The 16,847-nt window shown below is 36.7% G+C and carries 16 protein-coding genes; 12 read left to right on the top strand and 4 right to left on the bottom strand.

Annotated features, from left to right (window positions below; translation table 11 throughout):
• The first annotated feature begins 147 nt into the window (after positions 1 to 147).
• Entirely contained in the window at positions 148 to 1,419 is a 1,272-nt protein-coding gene (locus tag ACH3PA_RS16550) for an OmpA family protein (RefSeq protein ID WP_416442185.1), read from the top strand.
• A 96-nt stretch (positions 1,420 to 1,515) separates the two neighbouring features.
• Here the strand turns inward: ACH3PA_RS16550 and ychF are convergent, their stop codons facing one another.
• Positions 1,516 to 2,610 (bottom strand): redox-regulated ATPase YchF, encoded by a 1,095-nt coding sequence (ychF, locus tag ACH3PA_RS16555; RefSeq protein ID WP_416442186.1) that lies wholly within the window; start codon positions 2,608 to 2,610, stop codon positions 1,516 to 1,518.
• Between the two features lie 318 nt (positions 2,611 to 2,928).
• Here ychF and ACH3PA_RS16560 point away from each other — a divergent pair, with 318 nt between their 5' ends.
• Positions 2,929 to 5,616, top strand: a complete 2,688-nt coding sequence (locus ACH3PA_RS16560) for a TonB-dependent receptor (RefSeq protein ID WP_416442187.1) — start codon at positions 2,929 to 2,931, stop codon at positions 5,614 to 5,616.
• A gap of 74 nt (positions 5,617 to 5,690) precedes the next feature.
• Here the strand turns inward: ACH3PA_RS16560 and ACH3PA_RS16565 are convergent, their stop codons facing one another.
• Entirely contained in the window at positions 5,691 to 6,038 is a 348-nt protein-coding gene (locus tag ACH3PA_RS16565) for a 4Fe-4S dicluster domain-containing protein (protein WP_416442188.1), read from the bottom strand.
• Positions 6,039 to 6,109: 71 nt separating this feature from the next.
• Here ACH3PA_RS16565 and ACH3PA_RS16570 point away from each other — a divergent pair, with 71 nt between their 5' ends.
• From ACH3PA_RS16570 to ACH3PA_RS16615, 10 genes are all read left to right on the top strand, one after another.
• Positions 6,110 to 7,171: an acyl-CoA reductase gene (locus ACH3PA_RS16570; RefSeq protein WP_416442189.1), complete on the top strand. Its 1,062-nt coding sequence runs from the start codon at positions 6,110 to 6,112 to the stop codon at positions 7,169 to 7,171.
• A 192-nt stretch (positions 7,172 to 7,363) separates the two neighbouring features.
• On the top strand, positions 7,364 to 8,428 hold the full coding sequence (gene serC / locus ACH3PA_RS16575; protein ID WP_416442190.1) for a 3-phosphoserine/phosphohydroxythreonine transaminase: 1,065 nt from the start codon (positions 7,364 to 7,366) through the stop codon (positions 8,426 to 8,428).
• 37 nt (positions 8,429 to 8,465) lie between these two features.
• Positions 8,466 to 9,416: a D-2-hydroxyacid dehydrogenase gene (locus ACH3PA_RS16580; RefSeq protein ID WP_416442191.1), complete on the top strand. Its 951-nt coding sequence runs from the start codon at positions 8,466 to 8,468 to the stop codon at positions 9,414 to 9,416.
• Between the two features lie 134 nt (positions 9,417 to 9,550).
• Entirely contained in the window at positions 9,551 to 10,189 is a 639-nt protein-coding gene (locus tag ACH3PA_RS16585) for a DUF937 domain-containing protein (protein ID WP_416442192.1), read from the top strand.
• 151 nt (positions 10,190 to 10,340) lie between these two features.
• Positions 10,341 to 10,760 carry a DUF6146 family protein gene (locus tag ACH3PA_RS16590; protein WP_416442193.1) on the top strand — a complete coding sequence of 140 codons (420 nt, stop codon included), beginning with the start codon at positions 10,341 to 10,343 and terminating at the stop codon, positions 10,758 to 10,760.
• A 44-nt stretch (positions 10,761 to 10,804) separates the two neighbouring features.
• Positions 10,805 to 11,320, top strand: coding sequence for a DUF6787 family protein (locus ACH3PA_RS16595; protein ID WP_416442194.1), 516 nt, complete (start codon positions 10,805 to 10,807; stop codon positions 11,318 to 11,320).
• 108 nt (positions 11,321 to 11,428) lie between these two features.
• Positions 11,429 to 11,971, top strand: coding sequence for a hypothetical protein (locus ACH3PA_RS16600; RefSeq protein WP_416442195.1), 543 nt, complete (start codon positions 11,429 to 11,431; stop codon positions 11,969 to 11,971).
• Complete coding sequence (locus tag ACH3PA_RS16605) at positions 11,968 to 12,822, top strand: ABC transporter ATP-binding protein (RefSeq protein WP_416442196.1); 855 nt, start codon at positions 11,968 to 11,970, stop codon at positions 12,820 to 12,822. Before ACH3PA_RS16600 ends, ACH3PA_RS16605 begins: the two co-directional genes overlap by 4 nt.
• Positions 12,819 to 13,649, top strand: a complete 831-nt coding sequence (locus ACH3PA_RS16610; protein WP_416442197.1) for an ABC transporter permease — start codon at positions 12,819 to 12,821, stop codon at positions 13,647 to 13,649. The genes ACH3PA_RS16605 and ACH3PA_RS16610 overlap by 4 nt, the downstream gene beginning before the upstream one ends.
• A complete protein-coding gene (locus tag ACH3PA_RS16615; RefSeq protein ID WP_416442198.1) occupies positions 13,646 to 14,311 on the top strand; it encodes a hypothetical protein in 666 nt (221 codons plus the stop codon). Before ACH3PA_RS16610 ends, ACH3PA_RS16615 begins: the two co-directional genes overlap by 4 nt.
• On the opposite strand, the gene ACH3PA_RS16620 is transcribed toward ACH3PA_RS16615, so the two are convergent.
• Positions 14,308 to 15,261, bottom strand: coding sequence for a T9SS C-terminal target domain-containing protein (locus tag ACH3PA_RS16620; RefSeq protein WP_416448280.1), 954 nt, complete (start codon positions 15,259 to 15,261; stop codon positions 14,308 to 14,310). The genes ACH3PA_RS16615 and ACH3PA_RS16620 overlap by 4 nt on opposite strands.
• Before the next feature lie 16 nt (positions 15,262 to 15,277).
• On the bottom strand, positions 15,278 to 16,816 hold the full coding sequence (locus ACH3PA_RS16625; RefSeq protein WP_416448281.1) for an NAD(P)H-hydrate dehydratase: 1,539 nt from the start codon (positions 16,814 to 16,816) through the stop codon (positions 15,278 to 15,280).
• Positions 16,817 to 16,847: the final 31 nt, after the last annotated feature.

The raw sequence follows: 16,847 nt of genomic DNA on the forward strand, positions 1-16,847 counted from the left end.
TTATAAAATGCGATTTTCTTAAAATGCTCCCGATTTTCATTAACATTTTAACGATTTTGTAATATTAAAGTTTTGACAATTTCGAAATAAATTCTTTGCGAGCTCAGATTACTTATTACTTTAGCGCCAACCTAAAACATAATTTATATGAGAAAGAGCTTACTAATAGCGGGTGCTTTGCTGGGAATGACAGCAATTACCCAAGCACAGGAAAAACCCTTAAATGATTACAACAGATGGTCTGTTGAATTGGGAGCGGGATTTGCTAAGCCTGCCAGACCAATGGCACCGGGATATTTTACAAGCACTCCTAGTTTTTATCAAGTAGATCTTGCTACAAGATACATGTTTAATGAGAAAGCCGGTATTAAGCTGGACTTAGGAATGAACAGTTTTGAAGGTGATAATGATGATAGTGCTCCATTTAAATCGCGTCTTTACAGAGCATCTTTAGAAGGTGTAATTAACGGTGGTAACATCTTAGGATTTAGAGAATGGACAAACACGTTAAACTTTTTAGTTCACGCGGGTGGAGGTTATTCAAGACTTGTTCCTTCAGAACCTAATGATTATGATTTTAGCGATGGTGATCAAATGCTTCATTTAACAGCAGGTGTAACACCACAAATCAAATTATCAAATCACATCGTTGTACATGGTGATCTATCAATATTTGGTAACATCCGTCAGGATCTTACATTTGATGGTACAAACCAAACAGAATTAAAAGGTGTAAACGGGTATTACGTTAACGCTTCTGCAGGTATTACATTTTACTTAGGTAAAAATGACGTTCATGCAGACTGGTATAGCAAAGAAGAAGACCTACAAGGTCAACTAGATTCTCTTGAGCAACGTCTTACTTCTGTTGAAGATAACTTAATGGATAGCGATCAGGATGGTGTGCCAGATTATTTAGACAGAGAGCCAAATACTGTTTCTGGTGTAACTGTTAACACACATGGTGTTGCTGTTGATACTAATAAAAATGGTATTCCTGATGAGTTAGAGTCTTCTCTTGATAGCAGATATGCTAAAGCTGGAAGTACTACAGGAAGTGGATCTGATATTATTGAAAAACTGATCACTGATGGTTATGTGAATGTATATTTCAAATTTAACAGTACTCAACCAGAAGTTTATAGCTACGAGGCTATCAATTACCTGATCAAGTATATGAAAGAAAATACAGGAGCTACAGCAGACCTTATAGGTTATGCAGATGAGATTGGTAATGCTGAATATAATAAAACGCTATCTGAAAGACGTGCTCAACGCGTACATGATATCTTAACTGCTTCTGGTGTTGATGCAGGCAGATTGACTGTAACCGGAGATGGTGAAGATACATCAGTAGATAAAAACTCTGAAGCTGCAAGACAACTTGTAAGAAGAGTTACTTTTAAACTGAATAAATAATAAAAGAGAATTATCTCTAATAAGAAAGCCCTTGATAAAATCAAGGGCTTTTTTTTATGCCTAAAGTTTTTAGAGTAAGACTATGACAAATAGATCTTATACGTTAAATAAGAAGTGCATTACATCACCATCCTTTACGATGTAGTTCTTCCCTTCTACTCCCATTTTACCGGCTTCTTTTACTTTCGCTTCGCTACCAAATTTTACAAAATCTTCATAAGAGATCACCTCTGCACGAATAAAACCTTTTTCAAAATCTGTATGAATTACACCGGCTGCCTGTGGTGCAGACGAACCAATAGGTATCGTCCAGGCTCTTACCTCCTTCTTACCAGCAGTAAAATATGTTTGTTGATTAAGCAGCTTATAAGCTGTGCGAATTAACTTTGATGAACCTGGCTCCTCAAGACCTATATCTTGCAAGAACATTTGGCGCTCTTCATAATCATCTAGTTCATTAATATCTGCTTCAGTACCTACAGCAAGGACAAGAACTTCAGCATTTTCATCTTTAACAGCTTCTTTAACAATATCTACATATTTATTTCCAGATACCGCAGAACCTTCATCAACGTTACAAACATACATTACCGGCTTATCTGTAATAAACTGAAGTGGCTTAACCCATTCTTCATAATCATCATTCTCAAATTCAAGAGCCCGTATAGAAACACCTTTTTCTAACGACTCTTTAATTTTTAAAAGAATAGATTCTTCTTTTTGTGCTTCTTTATTTCCGGTTTTTGCGGCTCTTTTTACTTTTTCCAGCTTTTTTTCTACTGTCTCAAGATCTTTTAGCTGCAACTCTATATCAATAGTTTCTTTATCGCGAATAGGGTTTACATTACCATCTACGTGAACGATATTATCATTATCAAAACATCTTAGAACATGTAAGATCGCATCTGTCTCTCTTATGTTAGCAAGAAACTGATTTCCCAATCCTTCTCCTTTACTGGCTCCTTTTACCAAGCCGGCAATATCAACAATTTCTACTGTTGCAGGCAGAACTCGCTCAGGATCTACTAGTTCTTCTAATTTTGATAAACGTGGATCTGGCACATTCACCACGCCTACGTTAGGCTCTATAGTACAGAATGGAAAATTGGCACTTTGCGCCTTCGCATTTGATAAACAATTAAAAAGTGTAGATTTTCCTACGTTAGGTAATCCTACTATACCTGCTTTCATACAATGAAATTTTATACAATTTTTAGGGCGCAAAGATAGTGAGCCTTATTAAAAGATGAGCCATATATATTAATATCCTCTTTACCTGGTTAAGAAGCTATTATTCTAATTATTTTTATTAATTGAGATAAACTAAAAATTAGATTAAACATTAGTCTAAAATAAAAGAAACTTAACCGCATTGCGATTTATTTATCCTTTCCTATCAAAAAATAATAATTATAAAATAATATCGATTAGTTTAAAATTCTTAAAGAAAAACTGTTAAATCATTGCATTCTTTAAATACATTTACCAATTAATCTACAAATCAAGCAAATGAGAAATTTTACTTTTCTGCTTCTGGCGCTATTTTCATTTATGGCTATCGAGGCTCAAAATACTGTAACCGGAACGGTGACAGACGATGAAGGAACCCTCCTGCCCGGAGTGAATATTTCAGAAAAAGGAACAAACAAGGGTACAACTACAGATTTTGACGGTAATTATAGCATCGCTGTAAGTGAAAATGCGATTCTGGTTTTTAGTTATATAGGTTTTGAAGAACAGCAAGTAAATGTAGATGGTCGTTCACAAATTGATGTGACGCTTGCCAGCGGAGTACAGCTCAACGAAGTTCAGGTAGTGGGTTCAAGAAGTCCACGGCGTACAGCAACAGATACTCCGGTTGCCATAGATATAATAGATGTTCAGGATGTGAGCACACAAAGTGGACAATTAGAAGTTAATCAATTGCTTCAATATGCGGCGCCTTCTTTCAACGCAAATAAACAATCAGGATCAGACGGTGCAGATCATGTTGATCCCGCATCGTTACGTGGTCTAGGTCCAGATCAAACACTGGTTCTTATTAATGGTAAGAGGAGGCATCAATCTTCTTTGATCAATATTTTTGGCACAAGAGGTCGTGGAAATACAGGTACAGATCTCAATACAATTCCCGTAACAGCAATTAAGCGTATAGAGGTTCTACGAGACGGTGCTTCGGCTCAATATGGTTCAGATGCAATTGCAGGGGTTATCAATATTGTTTTAAAAGATGAGGTAGAAACGTTGCAGGGATCTGTAAGTTATGGTGCGTATAGTACAAATGCAGATGGTGATTTTGGCACAGATCCCTATGGTCTTTGGAATACAGATGGCTATAGATTAGACACAGAAAACGATGGTAACAGCATAGGAAAAGATAAAGACTTTGACGGCGGTTCTCTAAAGGTTGGTCTTAATTATGGTGTCGCTTTAAGCGAAAATGGAGGCTACGCAAATATTACGACAGAATACATAAATAAGAATAAGACGCTACGCCCGGGTTTTGAATTTAGAAAAGGATTTGGTGAGGCTGCTATAGAAGGTTTTAACTTCTTTGTAAATGCGGCATACCCCTTAAATGATAAAACTGAAGTTTACGCTTTTGGCGGAAGAAATTATCGCGATACAGATGCTTTTGCATTTACAAGAAATAGTGGGGCTCGAGTTGTTGAATCAATTTTTCCTAATGGGTTCACCCCTCGTATTACATCAATTATTACAGATAACTCAATGGCAGTGGGAATACGCACTAAAACTGATAGCGGATGGAATATCGACCTTAGTAATACTTACGGTAAAAATGATTTTCATTATTATATAAAAGGAACTCTCAACGCATCACTAGTCGATTTATCACCAACAGATTTTGATGCCGGCGGTCATAGCTTAGACCAGAACACGATAAACCTTGATTTTTCTAAATTCTATGAAGATGTTTTAGCAGGAATGAATATCGCCTTTGGTGCAGAATATCGTACAGAGAACTTTAATATTTTCTCTGGTGAAGAAGGTTCTTACGGTACCTACGATACTTCCGGCAGATTGATCATTGATCCGGCGACACAAACTCAGCCTACAGATCCAGAATCAGGCGATCCCAGACCCGGCGGTTCACAAGGTTTTCCCGGTTACAGCCCTGCTAACGAAGTAGACAGAAGCAGGTCTAACGTTTCTCTATATGCAGACGCAGAATTTGATCTTACTGAAACGCTTCTCGTAAGTACTGCAGCAAGATTTGAAAATTACAGCGATTTTGGAAGTACAATAAATGGCAAGATCTCGTCCCGATTAAAATTATCTGACAATTTTAATTTACGTGGTTCTGTAAGTACAGGCTTTAGAGCGCCATCGTTAGCTCAAATCTATTATAACTTAAGGTTTACAAATTTTGTAGGTGGTGAAGCTTTAGAATCTTTGTTATCACCTAACAATAGCCCGGTTACCGCATCTTTTGGAATTGGACCTCTTAAAGAAGAAACTGCTACCAACGCGGCAATCGGATTTACCACTAATTTTAGCGGATTTTCGGCCACTGTAGACGGATATTATATAAATGTAAAAGACAGAATTGTTCTAACCGGAAACTTTGATGCGACTAACATTCCGGGAGTTGAAGCAGCTCAATTCTTTGCTAACGGCGCAGATACTGAAACTTACGGTCTTGACATTGTACTGTCGTATAAAAAGCGATTTGGTGAAAATTTATTCAGTACAACATTTACAGGTAATATAAATGACATGTCTATCACAGATGTAAAAAATGGAGATCTTGATCAAAGAACTTTCTTTGGAGAGCGAGATCAGTCATTCTTGCTTGCTTCTGCCCCAGATAGTAAACTGAGTTTAAATCTTAATTATGAAAGGTCATGGTTTAATGCAGGTTTAGCTTTTACACGCTTTAGCGAAATTGAGCTTCTCGATTTTCAGGTTTTTGAAGATCCTGCAGATCTGGGTTATGCCAGTTATGCAGATTTGCTGGAAGGTGCAACAGATCATTACGGTGCAAAATTAGTTACAGATCTTACTTTAGGTTTCACACTTTCAGATCATATAAAGCTTCAGGTAGGTAGCAATAACTTATTTAATGTATATCCAGATCAACAAGACGACTGGACAGAAGCTGGTGGTTATTGGGATGCAGTACAAATGGGCTTTAACGGCGCATACTACTACTCCAGACTTTCATTTACATTCTAACAAAAGAGAACAAGACATAAAACAAAAGAGCCCGGACATTTAATCCGGGCTCTTGATTTATAAAAATATTTTTTTTAGTGGTGCATAAAAGCCTGTTTTGCAAGAAGCTCTTTTTCTGTTTCTACGTGATCTTCATCAGGTACGCAGCAGTCAACAGGACATACAGCAGCACATTGCGGCTCTTCATGAAAGCCCATACATTCTGTACACTTGTCTGGTGCTATATAATAGAATTCATCACTTATAGGTTCCTGAGTATCTTCTGCGTTCACGGCTTTACCACTTGGCAGGACTACATCCCCTTCAAGATCAGTTCCATCAGCATAACGCCAGTCATCAGCACCTTCATAAATTGCAGTGTTAGGACATTCTGGTTCACAAGCCCCACAATTTATACATTCATCTGTTATTATTATTGCCATAGCATTTCGTTTCTAAATCCGTAATTTTACACGCAAAATTAAGTCTTGGCCTTGTTCTTACCAAACCAAATATGGAATTAAACCAAAGAATTACCGCATTTTCAAAACTGGGTGAATTTTTAGATCAATTTAAAAATAAAGATACCAGTAAAAATGACGCATTAGAATTAAACACAGTTTTTTATGATGTATTTAAGGATACTCTCATTAAATCTACTCAACTAAACGCCTGGTTTACGGCAAATCATCTTGAGAAAGCCATTGAAGCCTGGAGTGATTCTCTAAAAACTGAAAATCTTGAAGCCTGGTTAAAACCATATACGTTTCCTGCAAATGATGTAAGTAAACGAGTAGCAATTATAATGGCTGGCAATTTGCCTCTTGTAGGTTTTCATGACTTTTTATCTGTCCTTATTACAGGTCATAAAGCAGTGGTTAAATTGTCTAGTAACGATCAAATACTTTTACCGCTTATAGCGAAAGTGCTTATTGCAATAGCACCTAAATTTGAGGATTACATAACTTTCACTACAGAAAGATTACCAGAATTTGATGCTGTGATCGCCACAGGCAGCAACAATACCGCGCGCTACTTTGAATACTATTTTAAAAATAAACCCCATATAATACGTAAGAACAGAAATGCAGTTGCTGTATTAAAAGGGAATGAAACCATTGATGAACTAGAATCTTTGAGCGAGGATATATTTAGATATTTTGGCATGGGCTGCAGAAGTATATCTAAGATCTTTGTTCCCGAAGGTTATAATTTTGATAACTTCTATAATGGTATGTTTTCAAAAAAAGATTTTATAGATCATCACAAGTATGCCAATAACTACGATTATAACAAAGCGGTCTATCTAATGAGCCTTTTCCCTGTGCTTGATAATGGTTTTTTAATTTTAAAAGAAGATAAGACCTACTCCTCTCCTATTGCCGTAGTCTTTTACGAATACTATACTAATGAGGAAGAATTAAAAATAAAATTAGAAGCTGATTCTGATCAGATTCAGTGTATCGTGAGTAAAGATTTTATAGATTCTGAAATTGATTTTGGAAACTCACAGCAACCAAAACTTGATGATTATGCAGATGGTATTGACACAGTTGCATTTTTATTAAAAATATAGGCTATAATCTCATATAAATTATTGATTTTTTAACTGCAGTTCCTTTCATTTTGGGCATCTTTGCATTGATTTTTAAGGCCAATTTTCTTTAAAGAATGAGATGAACTTTCAGGTGATTAACTACATGAAAAATCTTAATTTTTACCTCTTAAATTTTTAATAGAACATCTGACCGAAAAACTAAACAAACAGATGAAAAAACACAACTTCAGCGCAGGTCCCTGTGCATTACCACAAGAGGTGCTTAAACAAGCATCAGAAGCTATACTGAATTTTAACAATCTAGATTTGTCTCTTATAGAGATATCGCATCGCAGCAAAGATTTTGTAGATGTGATGGAAGAAGCACGAGAGCTTGCATTAGAGCTTCTTGGTCTTCAGGGCAAAGGCTATAAGGCGTTATTTTTACAAGGAGGCGCAAGTCTTCAGTTTGTAATGACTGCCTATAACCTGCTAGAGAACAAAGCTGGGTATTTAAATACAGGTACATGGAGCGATAAAGCACTTAAAGAAGCTAAATTCTTTGGTGAAGTGGTAGAAGTAGCTTCTTCTAAAGATAAAAATTACAACTACATTCCTAAAGGTTATACCATTCCTAAAGATCTTGATTACCTGCATGTAACGAGTAATAATACAATTTTTGGAACGCAGATAAAAAACTTTCCAGATGTAGATTGCCCCCTTGTGGCAGATATGAGTAGTGATATATTTTCTCGCGAGCTTGATTTCAGCAAATTTGAACTTATTTATGCCGGCGCTCAAAAGAACATGGGTCCTGCAGGTACAACCCTTGTTGTTATTGATGAAGATATTTTAGGCAAAGTGACTCGTAAGATACCTTCAATGCTTGATTATGCAACGCATATAAGCAAAGGAAGTATGTTTAATACTCCGCCAGTTTTTGCAGTATACGTTTCATTACTTACACTAAGATGGTTAAAAGGTCAGGGAGGCATTAGCGGTATTCAGGAAGAGAATGATAAGAAAGCAAAACTGATCTATTCAGAAATAGATATCAACCCGCTTTTTAAAGGTTTTTCAGCAATAGAAGACCGCTCTAACATGAACGCAACTTTTAATATTATAGAAGATAATTTAAAAGAAACTTTTGATACTATGCTTAAAGAAGCCGGTATTAATGGTCTTAACGGTCATAGAAGTGTAGGTGGTTACAGAGCTTCTATGTACAATGCATTAAGCTTAAAGAGCGTAGGAACTCTTGTTGATGTGATGAGTGAATTAGAACGCAAAGCATAATTCATCCTTTAATTAAGAATATAAAATATAAAGATTAATGAAAATATTAGCTAACGACGGAATTTCTCAGTCTGGTATAGATGCTCTTGAAGCAGCAGGTTTTGAAGTGATCACTACAAAAGTTGCTCAGGAGCAATTAGTAAATTTCATAAACGAAAACAATATTGATGCACTTCTTGTGCGCAGTGCTACAACAGCACGCAAAGAACTTATAGATGCTTGCCCGGGACTTAAATTAATAGGACGCGGTGGTGTAGGCATGGACAATATTGACGTAGAATATGCAAAAAGTAAGGGACTGCATGTTATAAACACACCGGCATCTTCTTCTGCTTCTGTGGCAGAACTGGTTTTTGCGCATCTTTTTGCAGGAGTACGTTTCTTATACGATGCTAACAGAAATATGCCACTTGACGGCGATTCTAAATTTAAAGATCTTAAGAAAGCTTACGCCAAAGGCGTAGAACTTAGTGGTAAAACTCTTGGTGTTCTTGGTTTTGGCCGTATAGGCCAGGCTACAGCAAAAGTTGCTTTAGGTGTAGGTATGAAAGTGGTCTTTTTTGATCCTTTTATAGATGAAGCCGAAGTTGCACTTAGCTTTTACGACGGGCAATCAGTTTCTTTTAAATTAAAAAGCGAGTCTAAAGAAGACGTTATAAAGCAAGCAGATTTTATCACCCTTCACGTTCCTGCTCAAAAAGAATATGTAATAGGTAAAGCAGAACTTACCCTGATGAAAGATGGCGCTGGTCTTGTAAATGCTGCACGTGGCGGTGTTGTAGACGAGGTTGCGCTTATTGATGCTCTTGAGTCTGGTAAATTAGCTTTTGCAGGTCTTGATGTTTTTGAAAACGAACCTACACCTGCCGTAAAAGTGCTTATGAATAACAAAGTTTCACTTTCTCCACATATTGGTGCAGCAACAAATGAAGCTCAGGATCGTATAGGTACAGAACTTGCAGATCAGATTAAAAGTTTATTAAAATAAAAATCGTTTATAGTTTATCCAAAAAATCGGGTCTTTTACCCGATTTTTTGCGTTTAAAGCGAGATTTCTCGAACTAAGAAAACACTTGATTATAAATTCGTAATTTTAGTACTCTAACAAATAAAAAGATACAAATGTCTGGATTATTAGATTTATTAAGTAGCAATGTAGGTAAGCAACTCATTAGCGGTGCTAGTGCCGAAACCGGCGCTTCTGAAAACCAAACCGCTGACGTTTTAAGTATGGCTTTGCCATTACTTATGGGGGCAATGAAAAAGAATGCACAGACTCCGCAAGGTGCAGCTGGGCTATTAGGAGCCTTATCTTCAAAGCACGATGGTAGTCTGCTTGATAATCTTGGCAGTGTATTAGGCGGCGGTGTTAATAAAGATCTTATGCAGGATGGCGCTGGTATATTAGGTCATGTTTTAGGTGGTAAACAACCCGCAGTTGAGAATGCATTAAGTCAGAAATCTGGGCTAGACACTGGTAGTATTGCTCAAATACTAAAAATAGCAGCTCCTGTTCTTCTTAGTGTTCTTGGTAAACAAACAAGACAAAATAATGTGAGTGATTCTAACGACCTGGGTTCATTATTAGGTAGCATGTTAGGCGGTCAACCACAACAAAATCAAAGTTTAATTGCCAGCCTTATCGATGCAGACGGTGACGGTAGTGTGCTTGATGACGTAGCAGGTATGGTTTTAGGTGCAGCTTCAGGACAAAAGAAAGGCGGACTTGGTGGAATGCTGGGCGGACTTTTTGGAAAATAAAATTGAAGAACTTCAAATCTTTATTGACTAAGCCGCCACTGAGCGGCTTTTTTAATTTTTCGCGTTAGCTTTTACACCCATTTATAACTGCCTAATATGATTTATGATTCTTTTTAGAGAACAGTTTTGTAACTTTAAAAAAAGAAAAGCGATGAAAAATATTCTTTATCTGGCACTGGCCCTCATTTTTGTCTATAGCTGTGCAACCACAAAATCTAAGGATCTTGAAAGCACTGCAAGCACAAATGATACGGTGAGAATTGCAAACGATAGTTTAGAGTATGAGATCATCATAATCGAACCTGGTTTTTCTACTTTTCTTAATTCACTTGCTAAACCTGAAGGTTATTATTCACAGAATTATCTGGAAAATAAAAACCAATTCTTGGTAATAGATTATAATCAAAGGGTTTTACAACCACAGCGCTACAATCCAGATCTTTATCCCTGGCAAATAGATTATGACCGTAACACAGATTATGGGTATGAGGTTAATTATAAACTGTATAATTACTTTGTTTTCTTCAGCAGAAAGTACAATCAGAAATTTAGTGTTCCCACTCGTATCTGATGAATTTTATTTTGACTCATTCTAAATAATTGTATATTTAGCGAGTGAAAAATTTCAAAGAAAAATGGGAAATAACCCACAATTGGCAACTTTTATTTCCTGTATTGGGTATATTATTGTCAATGGGCTGCGGCTATCTAATTGCTCGTAATTTTTTCGCAGAAGCTATAAGTGATACGACCACACTATTTCTTCTTGTAGCGCTGTCTCTAATTATAGGATATATAATAATTCTGCTGAGTTTATTCTTTTTCAGGAAACTTAAAAATCGCTGGAAGGTGAATGCGCGGTGGGAATACATTGCAATATTTATTGTCTTCGCAATTACTGGTTCTACGGCGGGAAGGATTTCACATCCCGTTATGGATTTTTTAGGTATAGGAAGTGATGAAATTTCGGGCTTTATATATTGGCCGCTACGCATTATCATTATCTTCCCACTCTATCAAATTTTATTATTAGTTTTCGCTTGGCTCTTTGGTCAATTTAATTTCTTTTATGAATTTGAAAAAAGAATGCTATCAAAAATGGGATTGCGATTTCTGTTCTCAAAAAGCTGATTTTTAGATTTTTTAACCGATTTTGGGCCTACTGTATTTTTCATTTATACTAAAATTCAATTAGTTTTAGTTATAAAATTCTATATTTAAATCCCAATCATAAATTTTGTGAGCATTAAACAACTGCCTATACAACCGCATCCTGCCATTTCCTATTTACGTGTAGGCAGGCTGTTGTATTATGCGTTGTTGCTGTTTATTGCAGAGTCATTATTTTACGGCTGGCATCTTTACAAAGCGATTTACTACTCGTCTATTCTGCATATTGCATTCTGGTGCTGGTGTTTCTTCTTTTCATTCATTCATATTTTTCTTGTAATTATGGATGGCTGGTCGCGCTACCAGAATTATAAACGTGCTAAAGATCTTTTTTACCTCCATGGTTTTAGACCAAGAATTGCAAACCAGTTTGCGGGGTCAAAATGCCAGAGAATGGCTACAGAAGTAGCTGCAACAGAATTGGGTATGGGCGATCAGGTAAAATACCATTATGAAAAAATGGGCATAAAATGGTATCATTATGTGCCGTTTTTTATGGTAAAAGACCCGCTTTTTCTCTTTAAAAAATACTTCTGGAAACGTACTTTTTTAGAAAAATCATACGAGTCTCAATTTGATTTTAGAAAATTGCAATTTCAACTTTCTGTATGATAGAAGCTATCAATCTTAGTAAATCTTATTCTGGTAATAAGGTACTCGATACTGTTTCTTTGAATTGTGAAAAAGGAGAAATTTGTGGACTTCTGGGCGCTAATGGCGCAGGAAAAACTACGTTATTTAAAATCTTGCTAGGATTGCTCAAGGCAGATTCAGGAAGCTATAAAATTCACAGTAAAAGCAAAAAACCTATTGGCGGAATCATAGAAAAACCGGCGTTATACGAGTTTTTAAATGCCTATGAAAACCTAAGATTATTCGCGAAAATTCAGGGAGCTGCTGTAGACAAATTATCGCTTCAAAATTATCTGGAGAAAGTTGGTTTGCCCTTAGATCGTAAAGATGCTGTGCGCAATTTTTCTATGGGTATGAAACAACGTCTGGGTATTGCAATTGCGTTGCTTAACAATCCAGAATGTTTAATTCTTGATGAGCCTTTTTCTGGTCTTGATCCGCTAGGTATTGCTTCATTGCGCACATTAATTGCAAAACTGGCAGCAGAAGATAGGCTGGCGATTTTAATATCCTCTCATATTATTGAAGAGTTAAGCCGTGTGAGTCAAAAATTATTTGTTATTGAAAAAGGAAAGATCTTACGATCTGGTCCCACACAGGCGATCATTCAGGCAAATACTTCAGAATATTTAATTTGTGCTTTGAATATTGAAAAATCTAAAACGCTTAAAAAACTCAATGCAGAAATAAGCGGCAATTGCGCAAAAGTGGCTTTCGCTACAGCTAAAATACCCGGTCTTCTACAAGAATTACATCAAGAAGATATCTTAATCACATCCTGTACGCCGGTAATTGATATGAAAAACCTCTTTCAAGCTACTGCAGAATGAAAGAATTGATCTGGGCAGAAACGTATAAAATGTTTAAACAGGGCAAAACGTACTACGCCTTGTTAGCCATTTTTATAATTGAGATCATCGTGCTTTTTAGCGCGTATTATCAGGGCAGCAGTATTATTGATATTCTTCTCGACAATCTAAAACAGTCTTTCTATTTTGAAGGTAATCTGCTTAATGGCAACCTGCTTGTTTATCTTATTCTTAATACGCTTTGGTTTCACCTGCCATTGATTCTCATGATCGTGATTTCCGGGATGCTTACCGCAGAATATAAAGACAATACGATACAGTCTGTAATGCTGCAACCCGTTTCAAAATGGAAATTCCTGTTGAGCAAATATCTTGTAGCCATAGCTTTTACACTACTTACTGTGTTCTTTTTGGCCTTTTCTGCAATGTTATTCTCCTATACCATCTTTGGGAAGGGTGATCTTATTGTTTATCTCGACACGCTTAATTTTTTTAGCAATAAGGAAGCTTTTAGCCGAATTTTATGGGCTTTTTTATGCGGAACTTTCTCTATGATTTTCTTTTCTGTAGTGAGTTTAACGCTTGCTGTCATTTTTAAAGAATCGACCAAAACATGGATAATATCGGCTCTATTTCTCATAATATCTAACATGTTGCTTAAAGTTGATTTTGGTAATGAAATTCTGGACCGTTTTTTGTTTTTTAAATTAAACGATACCTGGCAGTACCTTTTCTATTATGATATTCCGTGGCAACTCATTTACAGCAATTGCCTTATTTTACTGGCTTACTCAATTGTAAGCGTAGCAATTGGTATTTTTATTTTCAATAAACAAGATGTAGGATGATAAGAGTGATTAGTCTTTGTATTTTGATTTTAACGGGTTGTTTTTCCTGGTCACAGACGATCGATAACAATCTGCTTGAGATTAAAGAAAAACTTGATGTCGTAAATCAATTTACAGCAGATCTGGAAATGACCGTAGACATTTCATTTATAAATATGCCTCAAAAACATGCTGAAATCACCTATGAACGCGGCAAAGACCTACAAGTGAATTCTGAAGATTTTGTACTTATTCCCAAACGCGGATTAGATTTACCTTTAAACGAAATCTTTAAATATGATTTCATAACGGTAGATCGCGGTATGGAGGAGAGAAATGGTGAGAATTATAAAATGATAAATATTATTCCCACAGATGACCGGGCAGATTTTTCTATCGCTACACTTCTACTTGACACGATCAATAAAAGAATTTCAGAATCTCGCATAAATACTAAAAAAGACGGCGCCTACACGGTAAAGATGGCTTACGCCAAAAAAGACGATATCTTGCCCAGCGATGTAGAAGTTGATTTTGAAGTAGAACGCATGCGATTACCCTTGCGCTATATGGGAAAAGAAGCAGATGTTGACAAAGAAAAATACCGCTCAAAAGAGGTAAAAACCGGTAAAATCTACCTTAAAATCAGCAATTATAAGATAGATTCTAAAACCGCTTCTTAGTAGTTAATCCAGTTTTTAAGATCAAAAACGTGCATTTGCGCAGGTATATTGGCAAATGGTTTTTTCACGAGGCTTTCATTACTTACATAAATTCGCTTTCCATCAAGAGAAGTAATACCTTCTACCTGATGAAAAGGAAGAGCCAGCTTAATCTTACGCTTATTTCCTGAAAAGACATTGTTTTTAAACTGGGAGCAGATATAAATAAAAGGCTCGAGCGACTTACTGTACCCGCAAAGTAGCAATATGTTTTTTGCTTTTACATAAGTTGCGCCCGTGACCAGACCATTAATGGGAAAGGTGGTTTTAAACGCTGCGGTATAACTTCCCGGCAAAATGGGCAGCTCATAAATTGCCGTTCCGGTTTTGGTCCATTGTTTTGTAAATAAGTAGATCTTCTCGTCTTTAATCACAAATGCCTCGCAGTCAAAATCTGTTGTGTTAGGTGCAGCTTTCGCGAAAGCTTCCTGATCTGGATATTTAAAATTTATTACCTCTACCTCGGGATCATCTTTTAAAAGAGAGGTTTTGCTAATTTTAAGAATCTTTAGATCCTGCCTAATGCCGGTGTAATTATTGCCAAAATCGCCTAAATAAATGTAATTATCGTCCTGGGTGATATCTTCCCAATCTACATTTTTAAAGCCGTTTAAAGTATACGTATGCGAGATTGCACCCGTTAATGTATCAAGCTCATAAAGATGGGGATCGTTGCCATCATTATGCGTCAATAAATGACCATTAAATGCAATTAGGCCAGAAGTTTCATTCACGCTTTTAGGCAGAGTAACAAAAGTTTCCGGTTTAGCGATAACTTCTGCATAAATACAACTGCCATCATTTTCTTTCGCAGAAGCGTCATAATTTGAAGCAAGTGAATCTGTACAGCCACTCGCCTGCCCAAACAATGACGCACTAAAAAGCACGAAGATTATTAAGAAATCTCTCATTTCGCTAATAGCATACTTATTGTGCCATTTGAGGCTGTTCTGGTTTTTTAAACAAGTCAACAAACGCCTGCCCAAGAAACTCAACAAGATTACCCGCAATTAAACTCTCATAACTGGTATGACTTATAGCGATATCGCCGGCTCTGCCATGCAAATAAACTCCAAATATCGCCGCATGAAGAGGATCGTATTTTTGTGCCAGTAAACCAGTAATTACCCCGGTTAGCACATCGCCGGCTCCTGCAGTTCCCATACCGGGGTTGCCGGTATTGTTGATATAAAGCTTGTTATCGTAAACCGTAATAGTATGCGCACCTTTTATTACGAGAACAATGTCATGCTCTTTTGCAAATTGTTTGGCTTTCTCAAGTTTATCAAAATCATCTTTCCACTCACCTATCAATCTTTCCAGCTCTTTAGGGTGCGGAGTTAAAATAGATTTATTGGGTAAATATTGCAGAAAACCGGGATTTTTAGCCAAAATATTCAGCGCATCAGCGTCAACCACCAGCGGTTTTTTGTTTGACTTTAGAAAATCTCCAAATGCTTTAATGGTTTGACCTTCTGTCCCCATGCCCATACCAATCCCGATCACATCAGGATCAAGTTCAAAATCTATTTCCTCCAGGTATTTACCGCGATGTCTGTCTGCTACAACCATTGCTTCAGGAAATGCGGTTTGCATGATATCTACACCAAGTGCAGGTACAAAAGCTGTTACCAGCCCGCTGCCAGAATGTAAACATGCTTTTGCAGACATGGTGACTGAACCCATTTTACCATAACTACCGCCTATTATAAGACTATGACCGTTTGTACCCTTATGTGAGAATTTTGTTTTAGGCCTGTACATCTGTTGAGCTTCAAATTTGTCTATAAGCTCAATATCTGTGGGTGTAGTTGCCATATATTCGGCGTCAAGCCCAATATCTATAACGGTCCAGTTGTCAATATATTTACCGGTTTGTGGTAAGAAAAAAATGAGTTTTGGAAACTGAAAAGTAAGCACCGTCGTTGGTTGTATAAATACTTCATCTTCTCCCGGCACTTTATCCATATATAAACCTGATGGAATATCAATAGATAGAATATAAGCTCCAGAATTATTAATGCGCTCATAAAGTGCATGTACCCATTTATCTACAGGGCGATTATAACCTATACCAAAAAGTGCATCAATAACCAGATCTGTACTTCCGATTTCTGGTATATCCTGACCGATTTTTATGACTTCTGGCCAGTTTTTTGTTTGCTGCTTTAAGCGGTCATAAGCCAATAGAAAATCTTTAGAACGATGATCGCTGTAATTAACGATATAGGTTTTTACGTTGTAACCTTTCTCAATTAGATTTCTTGCGATTACAAGTCCGTCGCCACCATTATTCCCTATTCCACAAAATACTTTAATAGGCACCGCGCCGCCCTGCAGGCGTTGATCTATCCAGTTAAAGGCATAACCGCCGGCACGCTCCATAAGATTTATAGAAGGAATATTCTCCTTTGCTAGTGTTGCTTTATCTGCTTCATATATTTGCTTCTGGCTAAATATTTTCATGTTTTGTGTTTAATTGTTTGAATAATTCGCA

Origin of the sequence: Leeuwenhoekiella sp. A2 (assembly GCF_047946655.1) — a bacterium.
Classification (GTDB): domain Bacteria; phylum Bacteroidota; class Bacteroidia; order Flavobacteriales; family Flavobacteriaceae; genus Leeuwenhoekiella.